The sequence below is a fragment of the Micromonospora sp. RP3T genome, from assembly GCF_003027925.1.
Lineage (GTDB): Bacteria > Actinomycetota > Actinomycetes > Mycobacteriales > Micromonosporaceae > Micromonospora.
In genome coordinates this window covers 214,007-233,212 of the sequence record NZ_PYPS01000003.1, presented here as the reverse complement: position 1 = coordinate 233,212, position 19,206 = coordinate 214,007, and the positions used below count along the sequence as shown (strand labels likewise).

The 19,206-nt window shown below is 72.2% G+C and carries 14 protein-coding genes; 3 read left to right on the top strand and 11 right to left on the bottom strand.

Annotated features, from left to right (window positions below):
- Positions 1-31: 31 nt before the first annotated feature.
- From C8054_RS04425 to C8054_RS04410, 4 genes are read right to left on the bottom strand one after another with little or no spacing between them, the layout of a single operon-like run.
- On the bottom strand, positions 32-2,854 hold the full coding sequence (locus C8054_RS04425) for a glycoside hydrolase N-terminal domain-containing protein (protein ID WP_107155411.1): 2,823 nt from the start codon (positions 2,852-2,854) through the stop codon (positions 32-34).
- A gap of 22 nt (positions 2,855-2,876) precedes the next feature.
- Positions 2,877-4,175: a cellulose binding domain-containing protein gene (locus C8054_RS04420; protein ID WP_107155410.1), complete on the bottom strand. Its 1,299-nt coding sequence runs from the start codon at positions 4,173-4,175 to the stop codon at positions 2,877-2,879.
- A 34-nt stretch (positions 4,176-4,209) separates the two neighbouring features.
- Complete coding sequence (locus C8054_RS04415; protein WP_107155409.1) at positions 4,210-5,571, bottom strand: glycoside hydrolase family 43 protein; 1,362 nt, start codon at positions 5,569-5,571, stop codon at positions 4,210-4,212.
- Positions 5,572-5,588: 17 nt separating this feature from the next.
- Complete coding sequence (locus tag C8054_RS04410; RefSeq protein WP_107155408.1) at positions 5,589-6,974, bottom strand: glycoside hydrolase family 43 protein; 1,386 nt, start codon at positions 6,972-6,974, stop codon at positions 5,589-5,591.
- Positions 6,975-7,466: 492 nt separating this feature from the next.
- Here C8054_RS04410 and C8054_RS04405 point away from each other — a divergent pair, with 492 nt between their 5' ends.
- Positions 7,467-8,504 carry a LacI family DNA-binding transcriptional regulator gene (locus tag C8054_RS04405; protein WP_107155407.1) on the top strand — a complete coding sequence of 346 codons (1,038 nt, stop codon included), beginning with the start codon at positions 7,467-7,469 and terminating at the stop codon, positions 8,502-8,504.
- A 4-nt stretch (positions 8,505-8,508) separates the two neighbouring features.
- Here C8054_RS04405 and C8054_RS04400 read toward each other — a convergent pair whose 3' ends face one another.
- The 6 genes from C8054_RS04400 to C8054_RS04375 all read right to left on the bottom strand — a co-directional run bounded on the left by C8054_RS04400 (position 8,509) and on the right by C8054_RS04375 (position 17,140).
- The gene (locus C8054_RS04400; protein WP_233219491.1) at positions 8,509-9,534 is read right to left on the bottom strand and encodes a nitroreductase; all 1,026 of its coding nucleotides are present in this window, start codon (positions 9,532-9,534) and stop codon (positions 8,509-8,511) included.
- 1 nt (position 9,535) lies between these two features.
- The gene (locus C8054_RS04395; RefSeq protein ID WP_107155406.1) at positions 9,536-10,618 is read right to left on the bottom strand and encodes a GNAT family N-acetyltransferase; all 1,083 of its coding nucleotides are present in this window, start codon (positions 10,616-10,618) and stop codon (positions 9,536-9,538) included.
- A complete protein-coding gene (locus tag C8054_RS04390) occupies positions 10,615-11,055 on the bottom strand; it encodes a DUF4188 domain-containing protein (RefSeq protein ID WP_107155405.1) in 441 nt (146 codons plus the stop codon). Before C8054_RS04390 ends, C8054_RS04395 begins: the two co-directional genes overlap by 4 nt.
- Positions 11,056-11,057: 2 nt before the next feature.
- A complete protein-coding gene (locus C8054_RS04385; RefSeq protein ID WP_107155404.1) occupies positions 11,058-12,623 on the bottom strand; it encodes a phenylacetate--CoA ligase family protein in 1,566 nt (521 codons plus the stop codon).
- A gap of 82 nt (positions 12,624-12,705) precedes the next feature.
- Positions 12,706-13,656, bottom strand: a complete 951-nt coding sequence (locus C8054_RS04380) for a hypothetical protein (RefSeq protein ID WP_107155403.1) — start codon at positions 13,654-13,656, stop codon at positions 12,706-12,708.
- A 79-nt stretch (positions 13,657-13,735) separates the two neighbouring features.
- On the bottom strand, positions 13,736-17,140 hold the full coding sequence (locus C8054_RS04375; RefSeq protein WP_107155402.1) for an NACHT domain-containing NTPase: 3,405 nt from the start codon (positions 17,138-17,140) through the stop codon (positions 13,736-13,738).
- Between the two features lie 148 nt (positions 17,141-17,288).
- On the opposite strand from C8054_RS04375, the gene C8054_RS04370 reads away from it, so the two are divergent.
- Entirely contained in the window at positions 17,289-17,705 is a 417-nt protein-coding gene (locus C8054_RS04370; RefSeq protein WP_107155401.1) for a hypothetical protein, read from the top strand.
- A gap of 7 nt (positions 17,706-17,712) precedes the next feature.
- Entirely contained in the window at positions 17,713-18,756 is a 1,044-nt protein-coding gene (locus tag C8054_RS04365; protein WP_107155400.1) for a polyprenyl synthetase family protein, read from the top strand.
- Positions 18,757-18,775: 19 nt separating this feature from the next.
- Here C8054_RS04365 and C8054_RS04360 read toward each other — a convergent pair whose 3' ends face one another.
- Positions 18,776-19,198 carry a cold-shock protein gene (locus C8054_RS04360; RefSeq protein ID WP_107155399.1) on the bottom strand — a complete coding sequence of 141 codons (423 nt, stop codon included), beginning with the start codon at positions 19,196-19,198 and terminating at the stop codon, positions 18,776-18,778.
- Positions 19,199-19,206: the final 8 nt, after the last annotated feature.

The following is a 19,206-nucleotide window of genomic DNA, read 5'->3' as shown; positions in this document are numbered from 1 at the left end:
CCGCCGCCCACCCAGGGCGCGAGCCGGTCGGTCAGGTGGTCGTGCAGGTGAGGTTCGTCGGCGGGTTGTTGGCGCCGGTGACCGTGCCGATGAAGCCGAACGTGGTGGACGCCCCGGCCGCCAGCGCGCCGTTGTAGTCGACGTTGCGCACCGACACGTTCGCGCCGCTCTGGGTGTGGGAGCCGCCCCAGATCTGGTTGATGACCTGCCCGTCGGGGAACGTCCAGGACACCGTCCAGCCGCGGATCGCGGTCGCGCCGGCGGTCACCGTGACCTCACCCTGGAAGCCGCCCGACCAGGAGCCCGTCACCGCGTACGTCGCCCGCGCGCCGGACGGCGCGGGAGAGCTGGTGGTCGGTGTCGGTGTCGGACTCACCGTGGGCGTGGGCGGGGGCGGGGGCGTGACGGTCGGCGTCGGTGTCGGCGTCACGCCCGGCCGCGCCGCCCGGTAGGTGCGGCCGGCCCGGACGGCGAACTGGACGACGTCCGTCTCCGGTCGGGTGGTGGCCGGCGTGCTGCCGTCACCGGCGTCGGCGAGGGTGAAGCCGCCGGTGAACAGCCGGGACCGCAGCCGCAGCGTGCCGTCGCGGTCGGCGCGGACGACGATCTCGTCGGGCTGGCCGTTCGACCAGGCCAGCGCGACCGTGTACCCGCCCCGACCGCGTAGGCCCGCGACCTGGCCGGCGGGCCAGGCGGTGGGCAGCGCCGGCAACACGTTCAGCTCGCCGGTGTGACTGTGCAGCAGCATCTCGGCGATGCCGGAGGTGGCGCCGAAGTTGCCGTCGATCTGGAACGGCGGGTGCAGGTCGAACATGTTCGGCGCGAGCCGGTCGGTGCGCACCAGGTCACGCAGGAGCTTGTGGGCGCGGGCGCCGTCCTCCAGCCGGGCCCAGAAATTGATCTTCCAGGCGAGCGACCAGCCGGTCCCGTCGTCGCCCCGCAGCTCCAGCGTCCGGCGGGCGGCCTCGTAGAGCGCCGGCGTGCCCCGCTTGGTGATCTGGTTGCTGGGATGCAGCCCGTACAGGTGGGAGACGTGCCGGTGGGTCCGCTCGGTCTCGATCCAGTCGGCGAGCCACTCCTGGACGTTGCCGCGGGAGCCGACGCGGCTCGGGGGCAGCCGGTCTTTCGCGGTGCGCACCTGGGACCGGAACGTGGTGTCGACGCCGAGGACCTCACTGGCCCGGGCCGCGGCGTCGAACAGGTCGCGCAGGATCTGGTTGTCCATGGTGGGGCCGCCGCAGACGCTCGCGTTCGCGTGGTGCGGCAGCTCCGGCGAGTTCGACGGGTTCGTCACCAGGTAGTTGAGCGTCGGGTGGACGACCAGGGTGTCCAGGAAGAACTGGGCGGCGCCCTTCAACGCCGGATAGTTGGCCTGGAGGAACCCGAGGTCGCCGGTGAACAGGTAGTGGTCCCAGATGAGCGTGCTCAGCCACGCGCCACCGGTCTGCCACATGCCCCACAGCGCCCCGTCGACGACCGAGGCGCCCCGCCACGCGTCCGTGTTGTGGTGGGTGACCCAGCCGCCGGCGCCGTACTGCGCCTGGGCGACCCGCGCGCCGGTCACCGTCAGATCCTTGATCATGTCGAACACCGGCAGGAAGCACTCGGACAGGTTCGTGGTGTCGGCCGGCCAGTAGTTCATCGGCAGGTTGGCGTTGATCGTGTACTTCGAGTCCCAGGACGGGGCGAGCGAGTCGTTCCAGATGCCCTGGAGGTTCGCGGGTTGGGTGCCCGGACGCGAGGAGGAGATCAGCAGGTACCGCCCGAACTGGAACAGCAACGCGGCGAACTGCGGATCGTTTGTGCTCGCGTGTTGCGCGATCCGGACGTCGGTCGGCTGGTCGGCCGCGGCCGTGCGGCCCAGGTCGATCGTGACCCGGTTGAACAGCGCCTGGTAGTCGGCGAGGTGGCGGCTGCGCAACTGGTCGACCGCCACGCTCCGGGCGGCGCTGAGCCGGGTCCGCGCGATGCCCTGGTAGTCGCCGTTGACGGTGCGGTAGTTGACGTAACTGGAGCCGATCGAGATCAGCACCGTCACGCTCGTCGCGCCGGAGACCCGCAGCGTCCCGCCGGAGCTGCTGACCGTGCCACCGGTCACGGCGGCGTTGGCCAGGGCGAGGAACCGCACCGAGCCGGTGACGCCCTCCATGCTGCCGGAGATGCCGTCGAGCCCGATGGTGGCGGAGTCCGGGCTCGACACGGTGGTGCGTTGCGGGCTGTCGAAGGTGGCGGAGAAGCTGATCGAGTTCGCCCGGTCGGCGGTCAGCCGGACCACGATCACCTGGTCGGGCGCGCTCGCGAACACCTCCCGCTGATGTCGTACGCCGCTCAGCACGTAGCTCGTGGTGACCGTGGCGGTGGTGAGGTCGAGCGTCCGGCGGTACTGCGTCGCCCCGCCGGACGAGCCGAAGGCGAGCCGGAGGTTGCCCACGATCTGGTAGGCGAGCTGACCGCCGGGGGTCCCCATCATGGTCTGGTTGATGAGGTCCTGCGCCGAGGTCCACTGGTCGGCGAAGACGCGCCGCCGGATCTCGGCCAGGTTGGCCGCGCCCCGGGTGTTGGCGGAGTCGTAGGGGCCGCCGGCCCAGACCGTGTCCTCGTTGAGCTGGAGCCGTTCGGTGTCGACGTTGCCGAACACCATCGCGCCGAGCCGCCCGTTGCCGATCGGCAGCGCACGGAGCCAGTCGGTGCCGGCCTCCTCGTCGTACCACAGTGCCAGATCGTTCGCGGCCAGCACCTCGGGCGGCGCCGCCGAGCCGGCGCGGGCGGCGGCGGTCCAGGCGGCCGGCGCCAGCGCCGCGCCGGCGCCGGCCGCCGAAGCCTTGAGGACGTTTCTTCGGGTCACTTCGGACATGGTCTTCTCCCGGGCACGCGGATCAGAGGTGGGTGCAGGTGAACGACGGCGTCGTCGCCGTGCCGTTGGCGGTGAAGCCGAACGTGGTGGACGCGCCCGCCGCCAGGCTGCCGTTCCACGCCTCGTTGGAGACGTTCTGGGTGCTGCCGGAGGGCGCGTTGCGACCGCCCCAGAGCTGGGTGATGCTCTGCCCGGCGGCCAACGTCCAACTGACCCGCCATCCGCTGATGGCCGAGGCGCCGGCGGTCACCGTGACCTCGCCCTGGAAGCCGCCCGGCCACTCGGTGGAGGTCCGGTAGGTGGCGGCGCAGCCGCCGGGAACCGGCGTGGTCGGCGAGGCCGTGGGCGACGCGGTCGGCGAGACAGTCGGCGAAACGGTCGGCGACGGGGTGGGCGTGGTGCCGTCGAACTGGGTGAAGAACTTCCACACCTCGCCGGGGACCCAGGTCCGCGAGCCGCTGTCACCGCCGGCGCCGTCCTGCGGAGCGGCGATGTGGCCGCCGTCGAACGCCGCCCACACCACCGGGTAGCCGGGCCGGCAACCGGAGTAGGCGTAGACCGTGTGGGTCAGGCTGCCGGACCTCGGCTCCGGTGGGCTGGCCGCCGTGCAGCCGTTGTTGGTGACGAAGCGGTCCCGCAGCGCGCGTCCGCTGGCGATGCTGTCACCGATGCCGTGCACCCCGAGGTACGCGATCGGCTGGGTGCCGCCGCTGCATCCGCTGAGCGTGCCGGGCGACGACTGCACCGCGACCGCGCGGAACACGTTCGGCCGGGCGCAGGCCAGCGCGTAGCTCATCCCGCCGCCGTAGCTGAAGCCGACGGAGAACCGCTTCGTCGTGTCGACGCACAGGTCGCCCTCGATCCGGCGGAGCATGTCGTCGACGAACGTGACGTCCTCGCCGCCGGAGTTGGCCCAGCCGTTGCCGATGCCCTGGGGCGCCACGAAGATCGTGCTGTTGTTCGACAGCCGCAGCAGGCCGTAGTAGGCCCACACGTCGCGCTGCACGGTCTGGCCGGTCGCCACGTCCACGGCGGTGCCGCCCCACCAGTGGAATCCGAAGACCAGCCGGTACTGGCGGTTGCGGTCGTAGTTGTCGGGGAGCTTGAGGATGAAGCTGCGGTTCATCCCGCTGCTGGAGATGGTGTAGGTGCCGTTGGCCAGGGTCGGGGCCTTGCCGCAGCCGGCCGTCGCGGCAGCCGTCCCGACGTCGGCGGCCCGGGCGCTGCTGCCGAGCCCGCCGCTGACCGTCGCGGCGCCCATGCCCAGGGTCAGCAGGACGGCTGCCGCGACCGACCCGAGTCTCGTTCTGCGTGTCGACATGCGTGTCTCCTCAGGGGTGGTGGAGGGGGACGGCTCAGCGGAACTGCCACCAGTTGACGTTGAGCAGGTAGCCGCTGCCGCCGGCGAAGCGCAGGAACACGTCCTGGGTGCCGGTGGCGCCGCTGACCGGGCAGGTGACGGTGGTCCACGTCTGCCAGCCGCCGGTGGCCCCGACGGTGCAGGTGCCGACCACGGCGCCGGTGGCGCTACCCAGCCGTACCTCGATCCGGCCCCCGGCGGACGCCGAGGCCACCCGGGCGGTGAACGAGGTGGCGCCGGCGCCGAACGCGACGCCCTTGACCTTGATGTGGTCGCCGTGCTCGATCCAGCCGACGTTCATGCCGCCCTCACTGGACGGTTCGGTCTCCACGCCGACGGACCAGGCGATCGTCTCCGCCTCCTGGCGCACGTACGGGTTGAGCGTGCCGACCTGCGGTGCGCCGGCGGTGGTCATGTTGATCGTCGGGATGGTGCCGTCGGCGCGGTAGCTGAACTTCTCCACCGCCACCGACCTGGTGAAACCGCCGCCGCCCGGCAGCGCGCCGTTGTGGTAGAAGAAGTACGAGCCGCCGTTGAAGTCGATGATCGCCGGGTGGTTGGTGAAGCTGCCGCCCTGCCGGGGCATGATCGTGCCGCGGTAGGTCCACGGCCCGGTGGGGCCGGGCGCGGTGGAGTAGCCGATGAACTCCGAGCAGCACTCGGCGGCGAAGATGTTGTAGTAGGTGCCGTTGCGCTTGTAGACCCAGGGCGCCTCCTCGTAGAGCGTGGGGCGGCTGGTGTTCCCGCTGCGCGTGCCGAAGCCGGCGGTGGTCAGCGGGATCTGGGTCGGACTGCCGGAGAACGACGTCATGTCGGCGTTGAGCCGCACGTACCACAGGTTCGGGTTGCCCCAGTAGAGGTACGCCTGGCCGGTGTCGTCGACGAACGCGTGCGGGTCGATCTCGCCGTTCTCGACAAGCGGCCGGCCGATGGCGTCGCGGAACGGACCGGTGGGGCTGTCGGAGACCGCGACGCCGATCGCCATCCGGCCGGTGGCCCGGTTCTTGACCGGGACGTACCAGTAGAAGCGGCCGTTACGGTAGACGGTCTGGCCGGCCCACGCGTCGGCGCTGGCCCAGCTGAAGGTCGCCAGGTTCATCGGTACGCCGTGGTCGGTCCAGTTGACCATGTCGGCCGACGAGTAGACGCGCCACTCCTTCATGGTGAAGTAGGTCGAGCCGTCCTCGTCGTGGCCGGTGTAGAGGTAGACCCGGCCGTTGTGCACGAGCGCCGCCGGGTCGGCCGTGTAGACGGTCTGGACGATGGGGTTGTCCGCCCGGGCGGCGGCCGGGGTCAGCACGGCCACGCAGAGCAGGCCGGTGAGCAGGGCCACGCCGCGGCGCAGAAGCGTTCTCATCAGGAGTGCCTTCCTGGTCAGGGCGTGATGCGGAAAGTGGCGTCCTGGCGGTCGCTCGCGCTCGACGCGGAGCTGAGCGGGTCGATCCGCAGGAGTTGGCCGGCGTGCCGCAGGTAGCGGTCCGGGAAGTTGTGGGAGCGGAACGACGTCCACGTGCTGTCCGCCAGCCCGGCGGTCCGCTGGAAGGTGGCGTCCGCGCGGAACGTCGCGGTCCCGTCGTTCGGGTCGAGGCGGATGGCGTAGTTGTAGTGCCGCAGGAAGCTGCCGGGCCGGTTCACCGACTCGAACGAGACACCCGTGGGGTCGGCCAGGCCGGCCACCATCCGCCACATCTGGTCCTGGTACGGGTCGAACGGGTACGGGTCGATCCGGCCGACGCCGTTGCTGTGCCGGACGACCTGGTCGGGGAGGTTCGACGACTTGAGGCGTACCCAGTTCGGGGTGCCCCAGCGGGTGACCATCGCGTTGTACTCGGCGTCGCTGATCCCGACGATCGAGCCGTGCTTGGCGTTCAGCGGCGGGGTGTAGTCACGCTGGTTGAGCGGCGTCCACGAGTTGCCGCCGATGGTCGAGGTGGACCAGATGTAGTAGTCGGCGTTGACCGGGCTGAACGAGTCGCCCCACAGCCGCCAGCCGCCGTCGTTGTTCTTCACCAGCAGCGGCGCCTCGATCGCGTTGCCCTGCCGCAGGCCGCTGGTGTAGGTGGTGAAGCTGTTCGGCGCGCCGGTCGAGGACCGGGCGCCGTGCAGCAGGCCGGTGGACAGGTTCTTGTAGTACAGGTAGGTGGTGCCGCCGTCGACGACGATGTCGCCGTCGAGCACACCGAAGCCGGGGCTGAAGAAGACCTGTTGCGGGCCCACGGTGACGAAGTCGCTGGTGTAGTTGACCATCAGCACGTCGCCGCCGCTGTTGCACGAGTAGACGATGCCGTACTGGCCGCGGTTGGCGTCCCAGAACGCGGTCGGCGCCCAGGTGTGCGAGTTGGCCAGGGTGTGCATCCGGATCCGGCGGTAGCCGGTGAAGCTGGTCAGGTTCGTCGAGTCCCACACGTGCAGGTACTGGCTGTTCAAGCCGAAGTTGGTGCCCTTGAGATCGGTGGCCAGCACCACGAACGTGCCGTCCTGCTTGCGGAACACGAACGGGTCCCGCAGGCCGAGCTGTCCCTGGGTCGGGGTGACCACCGGGTTGTTCTGGTTCAGCGGCGTCCAGTTGAGACCGTCGCGACTCACCGCGAGGTGCAGGCCGTAGTCGGCGCCCTGGAAGTTCGGCGTCTCGGTGAAGTACGACATCGCGTACGCGGTGTTCGCCGCCCACGCGGCACCGGGCAGTCCGGCCACGGTCGCCGCGGTGAGCGCGCCGGAGGCGGCCACGGCCTTGATGAGTGCTCTTCGGCTGATCGCCACGATGGGGAACCTTTCTGACGCATGGTGGGGGGAAGGTGCGACGGGTCTGGCCGGGACGGTCGCCGTCAGGGCAGGGGGGATCGACTGTCGCCCGGCGTTCGAGGTCGGCGGTGGATCGCTGTTAGCGTTAACAAATGCTGCCCGCGCACTTCTACGCCACCCGCCTCGGCAGCTGCCGGCGCCCGAGCTCCCGGTCGCGCGCCACATCTGCCTATATCGACTTTCATGGATCGGGGTGGCAGCCGTCAAGATGTGACGATCAGGTTTCGCGAAAGTTCCGTCCGGCCGCCTGTCGGCAACCAGCCCGGCCGGACCCGTCCCCGACGGCTCCCACCTGCGCAGATCCGCGTCCCGCCGACGCGCCGCCGCTTCCCGGGCGCGAAATGTTACCGCTAACCTTTCGCGCCTCACCGGCCGACCGGCGGGTGCGGCCCGCGGGTCGGCCCGGGTCGACCGAGACTCCACGACGGCACGCGGCCATAGACTTCGCTCGTGATCGAAGAAGGACCGCGGCCGCACTTCCGCAAGCCCCGGCGCGGTGACCTGCCCATCGCCACGATCGCCGAGCTGGCCGGGGTGTCCCCGCCCACCGTCTCGAAGGTGCTCAACGGCCGACCCGGGGTGGGCGACCAGACCCGGCAGCGGGTGGAGGCGCTGCTCCGCGACCACGGCTACCGACGGCGGCAGGCCGGCGGCGCGGCCCTCTGCATCGAGGTGGTCTTCCACCGGATGCTGCCGTCGATCGCCATGGAGATCCTGCGCGGCGTGCAGAAGGTCGCGCACGCCAGCGACCACACCGTCGGCTTCACCGACGTGCACCGTCACGTGCTGGCCGGGCAGCCCTGGGTGGAGCCCCTGCTGCTGCGGCAACCGGCCGCCGTGATCACCGTGTCCTCACTGGTCACCGCCGAGGACGGGGAGCGGTTCGCGGCCGAGGGGATACCGCTCGTCGCCGTCGACCCGATCGGCGACCTGTTCCCCACCCCCGTCGTCGGGTCCAACAACTGGAGCGGCGCGCTCACCGCCACCCGGCACCTGCTCGACCTGGGCCACCGACGGATCGGGGTGCTCACCGGGCCGGTCAAGGACCTGTCCTCACGGGCCCGCCTGGACGGCTTCCACGCCGCGCTGGACTCCACCGGCGTCCCGTTCGACCAGAGCCTCGAACGACGGGGCGTGTTCACCGTGGACGACAGCCGCGACCTCGCCGCCCAGTTGCTCGCCCGACCCGATCCGCCGACCGCCGTCGTCTGCGGCAACGACCTCCAGGCGATGGGGGTCTACGCGGCGGCGTGGGAGGCGGGCCTGCGGATACCCGACGATCTGAGCGTCGTCGGGTTCGACGACGTCGACCAGGCGGCCTGGCTGGCGCCGCCACTGACCACGGTGCGGCAGCCGTTCGGCGAGATCGGCGCCACCGCCGCGCGCCTCGCCCTGACCCTGGCCGACGGCCGCACGCCGACCCAGGAACGCTACGAACTCGGCACGGCGCTCGTGGTGCGCGGCAGCACCGCGCCGCCGCGCCGCTGAGCCGTCACCAGGCCGCGAGGGCCGCCTCCCGATCCGCCCGGCCCGCCGCGACCCGGGCGTCCGCTCCCCCGTGGCCGATCCGGCGGGCCGAGCGGGGCGCCGCAGCGACCGGCCGCCCCACCCGGGTCACGTGCACGACCCGCTGCGGCGCCACGTCCAGCAGCGCGCCGAGCGCGTCACGGGTGGCGGCGACGTCGACGAGCTGGCTCAACGGGTGCGCCGCCAGGCCGGCGGCGTGCAGCGTCAGCCACACCCGCATCAGCACCCGGCCGAACTCGACCTGGCCGGCCGCGTCCAGGTCGGGCGGGGCCACCAGCGCCAGCACCGCGCCGCCGCGCGCGAGCGGATCGTCGCCGGCGGCGAGCAGCCGGGCCAACCCCAGCGGGCGCAGCACCGGATACGCGGCCAGCGCCGCCCGCAGCCCGGTGGCGGCCGGCCGGGACAACCCGAGGCAACGATCGCTGAGCCCGTCGGCCCGGTAGTCCGGCCGCGCCGGGTCCAGCCGCAGCCACCGACGCAGCTCGGCCACCACCGCCGGGTCCGCGTAGACCTGCCGGTCGGCGGCGCGCAGCAACGCGCCGAGCCGCCCGGCCCCGGGCACGAGGCGGACCCCGCCGCCGGCCCGCCGGGCCACGGCGTCGGCGGCCGCGAGCACGTCGGCGTCCGGGCCGCCGGTGAACCGGCCCCGGTCGGTACGCCGGTCCCAGACCTCCGAGGTGCGGAACGGCGTGCGGTACGGTTGCCGCGCCGGACGCAGCCGACCCACCCGGCGGTCGTGCTCGTCGTGGTCGGCGACCCAGTCCAGTCGCAGCCCCGCGTCGGCGGCGACGATCAGGCAGGTCTCCACGAACGCGCCGAGCGACAGCCGCAGGTCCCGCCCGCTCGGGTCGCCGGCCGGCAACGTGTCGGCCGGGTCCCAGCCGACGGTGATCGCCCAGCGCTCGTAGCGCAGCCGCCACGGCTGGGTGTTGTGTGCGCTCGGCGCGCGCCAGCACAGCGGCTCCAACGCGCGGAACGCGGCGAGGTCCATGTCATCGCTCCTTCGCGTAGAACGTGTAACCGTGCAGCGGACGGCCGCCGAGCCGGCGGTACTGCGCCGCCGAGGCCGGGTTGTCCCGCCCGACGTAGGTGCTGCGCAGCGTGGTGTAGCCGCCGGCGTGCAGGTTGTGGTGCAGGTGCGCGGAGAGCAGCCGCTGGTAGCCGCGCCCCTGGAACTCCGGCAGCACGCCCTTGACGATCAGCACCGCCTCGCGGCGGTACCGGCGGCGGGTGGCCAGCAGCCGGAGCTGGTTGACCGGGCCCAGGTCGCCGCGCGCCGCGACCAGGAACGCGCTGATGTCCGGTACGCAGAGCACGAACGCCACCGGCTGCCCGTCCCGGGTCAGGTACAGCAGCAGCGCGGAGTCCAGCAGGTACGCCAGCCCGTCAGTCTGCCGGCGCAACTGCGCGGCGGAGATCGGGGTGTAGTAGCCGAGCTGGGCGAACGAGTCGTTCAGCATGCCGCGCAGCAGGTCGAGCTGCTCGTCGAGGCGCCGCGCGTCGCCCCGGTGCAGCTCCAGCCGCGCGCCGTCCGGCTGCCCGCCCAACGCCGGCGGCGGCTCGACCGGGGCCGGCACCGGGCAGATCCAGGTGTCGGAGACGAACCGGCGGGCGAAGCCGTACGCCTCGTAGGCGGCCGGGTAGCGCGGCGGGTTCCAGGCGCTGTCGGTGAAGCCCCGGTCGTCGAACCCGGACGTGATCACCCCGCCGGCCTGGTTGGGCAGCAGCGCCACCGGGCCGAACAGCAGGTCCCGGTCGGCGCCGGCGTGCGCGGTGACGGCGTCGAACAGCGGCCCGGCGGCCGGCGCGGTGAACTCGGTGAGCCCGAACAACTGGCACCGCCGGCCCAGCTTCGCGTCCAGGTCCGCGTCGGTGTGCAGCGTGGTCCGCCCGACCACCGCGCCGTCGGCGTCACGCAGCACGTACAGCGGCACGCCGTCGGCCCACCAGCGGCGGATCTGCTGCCGGGGCGTCGGCACGTACCGTGGCTCGTCCGCGTACAGCCGGTCGGTGAGCGCGAGGAACTCGGCCAGGCCGCGCCGGCCGGTGACCCGCTCGAACCGGTGGCCGCTCACCGGCGTACCGCCGGTCCGGTGGTCTCCGCGCCCAGCGGGGTGAACGTGTCGATGTGGCCCATCGCGCCGTCCTCGGCCCGCCACGCGCCGTTGGAGTAGCCGTCCGGCGAGGCCGTGTAGAGCCGGATGAACCCGGCGGTCGCGTTGCGCCCACCGTCGGTCAGCCAGGCCATCAGTTTGCGGTGGTGCCGGGTCCGCGCGAAGCGCAGCATCGCGTCCCGGTCGGTGAAGAACGCGATCGTGCCCAACGTGAGCGGGAACTGCCAGTAGACGGTGTGCCAGCAGTAGCCCGACATCCGGCGCATGTCGCGCACCATCCGGAACCAGTCGGGGGCCAGCCGCAGCAGCACCAGCGGGCTCGCGTAGCGGGTGCCGCCGATGAACATCGCGCCGGCGCGGGCCTGCGCCGGGGCGCGGGAGAAGTCTCGGGTACGCATGGTCAGCTCACCACCAGGTAGGCGTTCTTGATCTTCTGCGGGCCGGCGAACGGGCCGGTTCCCGGTTCGTGCAGCTCGACCCGCAGGTCACCGGCGGAGGGGTCCTCCAGCAGGGACTGCGCGAAGTCGCGCGACACCGAGGTGAGGTGCCGGCGTACCCCCTCGCGGCAGGCGGTGGCGAGCGCCGCGCGGTCGGCGGCGGCCAGCGGGCCGCGCAGCTCGACGTGGATCACCGGCCGGGTCTCCAGCGTCGCGTCCTCGACCAGCGCCAGGCAGAACCGGCTGATCGCGCCGGCGTGCGGGTTGCCGGTGTAGAGGCCGTACTCGACGTCCTGCGGGTAGAGGTTCGCGCCCAGGTAGGAGATCGTGGAGTCGCGCCGGCCGAACAGCAGCAGCAACGGCAGCGTCATCCGTTCCTCGGCAGTCGCGGCGCGGAACTCGGCCGCGCGCACCGGGTCGGCCGCGGCCAGTTCGGCGATCCGCCGGTACGGCACCAGCAGCGCCTCGTCGCCGACGTTGTAGCGCAGCCGGGGCTGGAGCACGTCCGGCCCGGCCACCGTGCAGACCAGCTCCCGCCGCTCGTTGGTCTCCAGCCAGGTCGCGAACGGGTTGTACTGGAACACCATCGGCAGCCGCTGCTCGCCGGCGCCGAGCAGGTCCGCGCGCAGCCCCGGGTCGGTCCGCAGCCGACGCCGCAGCCACACCGTGAACCGGGTCTCCGCGCCGATGCCGATGGTCAGGTCCGACGCCCCGTACGCCGAGCGCACCCGCACGAACCGCTGCTCCAGGTAGTCCCGCAGCGCCTCGGTCATCCCCTCCCCGCCGCAGCTACCGAAGATCCGGTACCGCGACCAGGGGAAGTCCTCGGCGTCCAGCCGGTCGCGCAGGTGCTTGAGGAACGGCGGGTACGCGGTGACCAGGTAGTCGTGCCCCGGGCCGAACTCGCGCAACGTGTCGATGATCTTGCCGAGGTCCGGTCCGGTGTTCTTCACCACCGCGATCCGGGCCATCGCCGCGCCGGTCGTGGTGCCGGTCGCCCAGGCCCCCATCGAGTACGCGTTGATCACGAACGGCCGGCGCATCGGGAACACCAGCCCGGTGTAGCCGGCGATGTCCCGGTGCACCGCCCGCAGCTCCCGCTCGCCGCGCGGCCAGTTGAACGGCCGCCCCGACGACCCGGCCGACTCGTCGACCACCACGCCCCGCTCCGGCAGGCGCCCCCGCCGGCACCGGGCGGCGGCGTCGTGGCCCACCACGTACCCGAGCTTGTCGGTCTCCGGGAAGTCCCGCAGCCGGCGGCGGACGCCCGCCGGGCGGGCCCGCAGGAACTCGCGGTAGGCCGGCACCCGCCGGGCCGCCCGCACGCACGCCGCCCGCGCGTTCGCCTCGGCCAGCCGGTCGAGCGCCGGGTGGTGCCGCCGGGCCAGCCACCGCCACCCGGCCGGGTGGCGGCCGACCAGCCGGACCAGTGTGGCCACCGCGCGGCCGGTGGCCGACAGCGCGACCTCGCCGGGCAACGGCATGTCGACGGTACGCAGGGCGGCGGGTCGGTGCAGTGTCTCGGCCATGACAAGGATCCTGCCGACGCCGACGCGCCGACACCTGAGCCACGGCACGGGAATCGCGCTGAGTACGCGTACCCAGTGGTGCTTACGGGGTCAGCAAGGCGACGTCGTCGACCGCGCGGGGCATCCGCCGCGCCACGCCGGCAAGCAGGTCCGCGACCTGCACGCGCGGATCGTCCCGGGAGTCGGTCATCACCAGGCCGGCCAGCGGCGACTCCCCCGCCGGCAGCCCGGCGCGCTCGGCCAACGCGTGCTGGAGGCGACGCAGCCGGTCGGCGGTGAGCGCGCTCTGCTCGTCGTGGGTCACCAGCACCCGCCGCCGCCCCGCGCTCCAGAACGACACGGTCTCGGCCAACGCCGGCAGCAACGGCTCCAACGGCGGCGGGATCGACCGGTCCTCGGCGTAGAGCCGGGCCTGGACGGCGGCCACCCGGGCCCGGTCCAGCGCGGTGAGCACGGCGTCGGTCGGCGCGTGCCGCAGCAGCGCTTCCCGGGCCGCGAAGAAGCGGTCCACGCTGCCGTCGCCCGCCCGGTCCCGCCGCTTGGTCCGCAGCATGTCGACGAACGCCGCCAGGAAGGCGTCCCACTCGGGGCCGACCGCACGCCCGGTCCGGTGCAGCGCGAGTGCGTCCGCCCGGTGCTCTCCGGCCAGCCGGGTGCCGGCCAGGTAGGACGGCTCGCTCAGCAACAGGTCGACGACGCGGGTGACCAGGAAGCCTTGCTTGTCGAGCAGGTGGACGTGCGCCCGCCCGCGCAGTGCCGCCAGGAACCACGCCAACGCCTCGGCCGCCTCGGGTCGGCGCAGGAACTGCCGGGACTTGAACTCGTGCGGCGCGAACCGGAAATCGGAGCGCAGCGCCGTGACCAGCGCGGTCGCCTCCGGCACGCTCAGGTCGACGCTCGCGTGGGCGATCACCGGCGTGGCGGGGTCGAGCAGGTTGGTGCCGGAGAACCCCGACTCGTCGCAGGCGATCTCGACGAACACGCCGGACGGCGTCTCCGCCGGCGGCAGCCCACCCTGGAGCGGCAGCCTCATGCCCGGTCCCCCACCATGCCGACCATGGTCGCCGACCCGGCGCGATCCGACCACCGGTTTGGCCGCCGACCGGCTCCGCTCACGTCGGCGTGTCGTCCGCTTCGGTGTACTCCGGATCCGGTGGCGGATCGGTCGGTCCATCGTCGGCCGTCGCCCCGGGCCGGCGCGGCGTGAGCGCGCCGGTGCGGGCGTGGTTGACCAGGTCGAAGGTCATGGCGTCCACCACCGACGGGATGATCGTCGGCCAGACGTCGGTGGCGGAGGCGAGGGCGGCGTACTTCTCCACGATCTCGAACGACAGCGACGTGGCCCAGTCGGAATTCGCCAGCATGCACGTCTTGAACTGCTTCCAGCCGGATTCCCGGCCCTCCGGGGAACCGGTCAGCGTCAGCAGTCTCAGCGCGCCCCCGACGCGCAGGAAGTCCAGCGACGACGGGAACACCTGCCCGTACCAGTGATCGAGTTGGGGCAGGACGCGCAGCAACTCCGGACGGGCCACGACCAGCGGGACGGCGCGCACCGCGGCGGTGCGCGAGGTGACCGCCGCGCTGATGAGGTCACGCAACTCCGCCAGCGTGAGGTGGGCACAGTGGGCGAGCAGGTATTCCACCAACGCCAGAGCGGTGGGGTCGGTCAGGCGGCCCACCGTGCGGACGCGCTCCAGCAGAGCCCGCGCGCTGCCGGGCGACGGCGGCGCGTACAGGCGGTGCGCGACGACGTCGGCATAGAGCTGCGCCGACGTGTGTGCGGTGGCGGGCACGTGCAGGCCCCGCCAGAGCGCGACACCGACGTACGCGACGTCGACCGCTTCCGGATCGAACAGCAACTGTGCCTCATAGACGTCGCGGCCGATCGGGAGCAGAGGTTCCTGCCGCAGCCGGAGGAAACAGTGCCCGTCGGAGACGACCGGCTCGATGGTCCGTAGGACGCCGAACCAGGCGCCCTCGCCGAGACCGGCCTGGATCAGCCGGACGGTCGAGCGCCACCAGGTGAGGGAGTCACCACCGCCGGGCGCCAGCTCGTCGACCCCGATCGAGTGGTCCGGCAGGAGCAGCAGCCGGAGCACGATGAGGTTGGTGAGGTACGCGGCCAGCCGCTGGAAGCCGCTGCGGGCCCCGGGGTTGTAGCCGACCTCACGCCCGCCGGACCGGTGACGGTGCGCCTCGCTCAGCAGGCTCTCCAGGACCGTGCCACCGTTGACGCGCTCCAGCGGGTCGAAGGTGTCGAAGATCTGTCTGATGAACTCGACGGTCTTCTCGCTCGCAGCTATCGGTCGGTGCGCCAGCAACGAGTAGAGGATCTCGTCGTCGTTCCACGACGCCTCCGGCCGGAGCCGGCCGGCGCGGTAGCTCACGTACGAGTCGATCAGTTCCCGGATGCGGTCGACGGCGTGGTACGCCATCAGGTACTCCGCGAACGTGGCATGGAGGAACTCGTACGTCTTCCGCCGGTGGTCCACCTCGCCCGTCTCCGAGGTGTGGATGAAGAAGAAGCGCCCGATCGTCCGCCGGGCGGCGGTCAGCGAACGGACGAACCGGCCCGCCTCCCGGCCGGCCCGCTCGCCGCGCGGGTCGAGCAGCCCGAGGTCTTCCTGGAGCTGGTCCTCGGTGACGAACTGCTGTCCCCGGTTGAACATCCCGTAGGCGGCCACCCCGAGGCGCCACAGCTCGGCTTGTACCAGGGCCTCGGCGGGGGGATCGGTGAAGCGGTCGCGCGACCCGTCCTTGCGCAGTTCCCGCCGGGTGAAGTCGACGAGCAGCCGGTGGTAGACGGTGGTTTCGCTGGCCGCCATGGCGAACCGACCCGACGTGGCGGCCTGGATGGCGATCATCAGGAGCAGCAGGGGCTGCCGGGCCAGCTCGCCGGCCTCCAGGACGGCGTCCACGCTGAGGCGGGCCGCATCCGCTCCCGGCGTGGGCGCGTTCACCCGGTTCCAGACGTCGAGCCAGGCGCTGATCTGCGCTTCGGTGAAGTCCTCGATCCGGATGACCATGCAGCCGGTCGGGATGTTCGCAAGGTCCGCCACGACCTGCCGGGAGGTGAGGATGACCGCGACCGGGGCATCCTGAGTGGCCTCGACGCGCTGGAACTCCTGCACCTGGCTCAGGTAACCCGACTCGGTGGTGCCGGTGGCCTGCATCAGCTCGTCCAGCCCGTCCAGCAGCACGACCCTGGTGGCGCCGCCGGCGCCGTCGACCGCGGTGTTGCCGATCTTCGACCAGAGGGCGCGGGCGTGGGTGCCCTCGTCGAGGATCTGCTGGATCTGCTGGTAGATCGATGCGCCCGGATCGCGGATCCGCCGCAGCGGAACGAGGAGGGCCGGGAAGGCGGTGGCCGAGAGGCGAGCGGTGAGGACGCGGGTGAGCAACGACTTGCCGGCGCCGGGGTGCCCGAGCACCACCAACGGCCGCTGCGTGCACTCGACGGACGCGAGATAGCCGGCGAGGAAGGTGTCGAGGTCGGATCGCACCCGACGGGTCGACCACCACTCCTCGCTCGACGGATATGAGTAGGAGTCGACCACCGCACAGCGGAATCGTGGGGCGACGTAACCCTCGCGGATGGTCGGAATCGCCACCTCCGCGACACCCATGAGTTCGCTCGCACTGATGAGCGGCTGGTCGAGAATGGACCCGTTGAGCTTGCGGAGGGCCGTGGTGTCCGGGTCGCGGCCACTCGTGCCGGAGATCAGGGACAGCAGCGCCTCGACCTTGTGCAGGGAGTGCGCCTGGCTGCGCAGCGCGGCGACGATCTCCCGGTTGGCCGCCCGGACGGCCAGGCTCGCCCCGCGTTGCTCCCCCAGCAGCGCCCAGACCAGGAACTCCGGCACATCCGTCGCGAGCCGGAAGTAGTTCTCCTCGTACCGGCTGACGGCGGCCCGCAGGATCGCGTTGGGATCCGGGCGAGGGTGCGTCGTCCAGGCCCGTTCCCAGACCGCGAGCTTCTCGAAGGAACGCAGACAGCGGTTGATCGCGTCACGCAGGTAGGGCTCGACGCTGCGAGCGAGGTTGTCGTCGAAGGTGCGCCCCGCCCAGGGAACCTCGATGGTCGTGTCGAGCAGGACGGCGACGGCGTCGCCGTACCGCTGCGCGTCGTGCTTGTCCCGGAAGAGGTGCTTCTTCTCCTCGTCGGTCAGTTCGAGGCTGCGGTAGGTCGGCCCGAAGTGGGTCTGGAGCGCGTGGAACAGCGCCTCCCCGACCAGGACGGTGTGCGCGGCGGCGACGAGTTGGCGGCGTTCGTGGCCGGACGCCCCGGCGAGGCGGTCACGGCACCAGGTGACGCCGCCGGTCAGCAGCTTGACGAACTCGCTCTTCTGGTCCACCCAGCCCCACACCGCCGTGAGGACCGCGCTCCCCATCGGCAGGCCCGCCACCCCCGAGGCGAGGACCATGCCGCCGAGCAGTTTGTCGAGGCGGGTCAGGAGGACTGGCTCGTGGGCTCCGATCAACTTGAGCGCGGAGCGGTACGTCAGCGGCAGTCTCATCGAGTCCCCTGTGGATGGTCCAAGGCCGAGAGCATACTGGAGCCGCGCGACAGCGCGGGGTGATCGCGCAGCCGAGTCTCCGTACCGACAGTCACCAATCGGACACATTCGTGGCGTGCCGCCCTTGGCGCGGTGGCAGACTCCCCTCATGGCGAATGGTGAGCGTGAGCGCGCGGACGAGCGCTTCGAGAAGGTGGCCGAGGAGACCTCGGAGACCGTGACCCACGCGGCCACGGTGCTGGAGGAGGAACTCGCGGCAGGGCTGGCCGGCGCCCGGCGGCTCGAGGAGAAGCTGACCGAGAGCCGCCGGGTCGACCCGGAGGCGTTCGACGAACTCGTCGCGCGGGTCCGCACCGACGGGCACGCGCTGATCGACACCGTGGTCGGGCAACTGAAGATGGCCGACGACCGACGCGGCGAGGTGATCCGCCGCTACACCTCGGACGCGCACGACGCGCTCGACACCGTACTCAATCTCGCGCGGCTGGCGCCCGACGTGGCCAACGGGCTCGCGGACCGGCTGTCGTCGCCGGGTCCGGCCGGCCCGACCCGGACGGACCGGTAGCGGCGCGGTGGCGCCGACCACCGGGGTGGCCGGCGGGCACGTGGACCGCATGCTGGCGCGCTACCGCGGGCTCGCCCTCGACGCGCTGCTCGACGACCTGCCCGACGGCGGGCCGCGGTACCTCTACGACCTGGTCGCGGAGTATCCCCGGCGCTGGGGCAAGGGACTGCGCGCCGCGCTGTGCCTGGCGACCTGCCGGGCGTTCGGCGGCGCCGAGCCGGTGGGGCTCAACGCCGCGGTGACCGTCGAGCTGTTCCACAACGCGTTCCTCATCCACGACGACATCCAGGACGCCAGCGAGCAACGACGCGGCGGGCCGACCCTGCACGCCGAGTACGGGGTCGGCGTGGCGCTCAACGTCGGCAACATGACGAACCTGCTGGCGTTGCGGCGGCTCGCCGCGAACCGGGCGGCGCTCGGCTCGGGGATCGCGTGGCGGCTGTTCACCGAGACCGAGCTGATGCTGCGCCACTCGCTGGAGGGGCAGGCCATCGAGGTCGGCTGGATCCGTGACAACGTGTGCGACCTGGACGCCGACGACTACTACCGGATGTGCCTGAAGAAGACGTCCTGGTACACCTGCATCTATCCGTGCCGGGCCGGCGTCCTGGTCGCCACCGGGCGGGAGAACGCGGTCGACGTCCTGGACCGGTACGGCTGGTACCTGGGTGCCGCGTTCCAGATCCAGGACGACGCGCTCAACCTGACCGGCGACTTCGCCCGGTACGGCAAGGAGATCGCCGGCGACCTGTGGGAGGGCAAGCGGACGCTCATCCTCATCGACTTCCTGCGGCGGTGCACGCCCGACGAACGCGAGCGGGCGCTGCGCTTCCTGGGCCGGACCCGGGCGGCGCGCACCGCGTCGGAGGTGCGCTGGCTGCACGGGCGGCTGCTCGCGTACGACTGCGTGGAGTCGGCCCGGCGCAGCGCCCGGGAACTGGCCGCGGCGGCCCGACGCGAGGGAGAACGGGCCCTCGGTGCCGCGGCCGAGACCGAGGACGGTCGTTTCCTGCTCGACCTGACCGCCTACGTCGTGGAGCGCAACCGCTGACCGGTGGGCACCGGGGCGGTCAGTCCTCCACCCAGCCGTGCTGGCGCCCCAGCGCGATCAGCGCGCGCCGGGCCTGGACGATCTGCCCGCCGGTCATGGTGGGCGCGTTCGCCAGCAGCAGCTCGGTGACCGAGGCCTCGAACTGGCCGACCGTCAGCACGTCGAACTCGTCGTCCTCCACCGGCGCCGACCCGGTGCCGGCCGGCACGGCGGACGTCGCGCCCTGCAACGACACCGGCGGCGGGTCCAGTGTCACCCGCGCGACCTTCAGACCCCGCTCGGACTGCACGACCTCGTAGCTCACCTTCATGCCGACCGCCACGGAATGCCGCTGGTCGCCGAAGTCGTTCGCGTGCACGAAGACGTCGTCACCGCCGCGCACCGGCGCGATGAACCCGTAACCCCGGACGTCGTCGAACCGGACGATAGTGCCCTTTTCCATGCCCACCA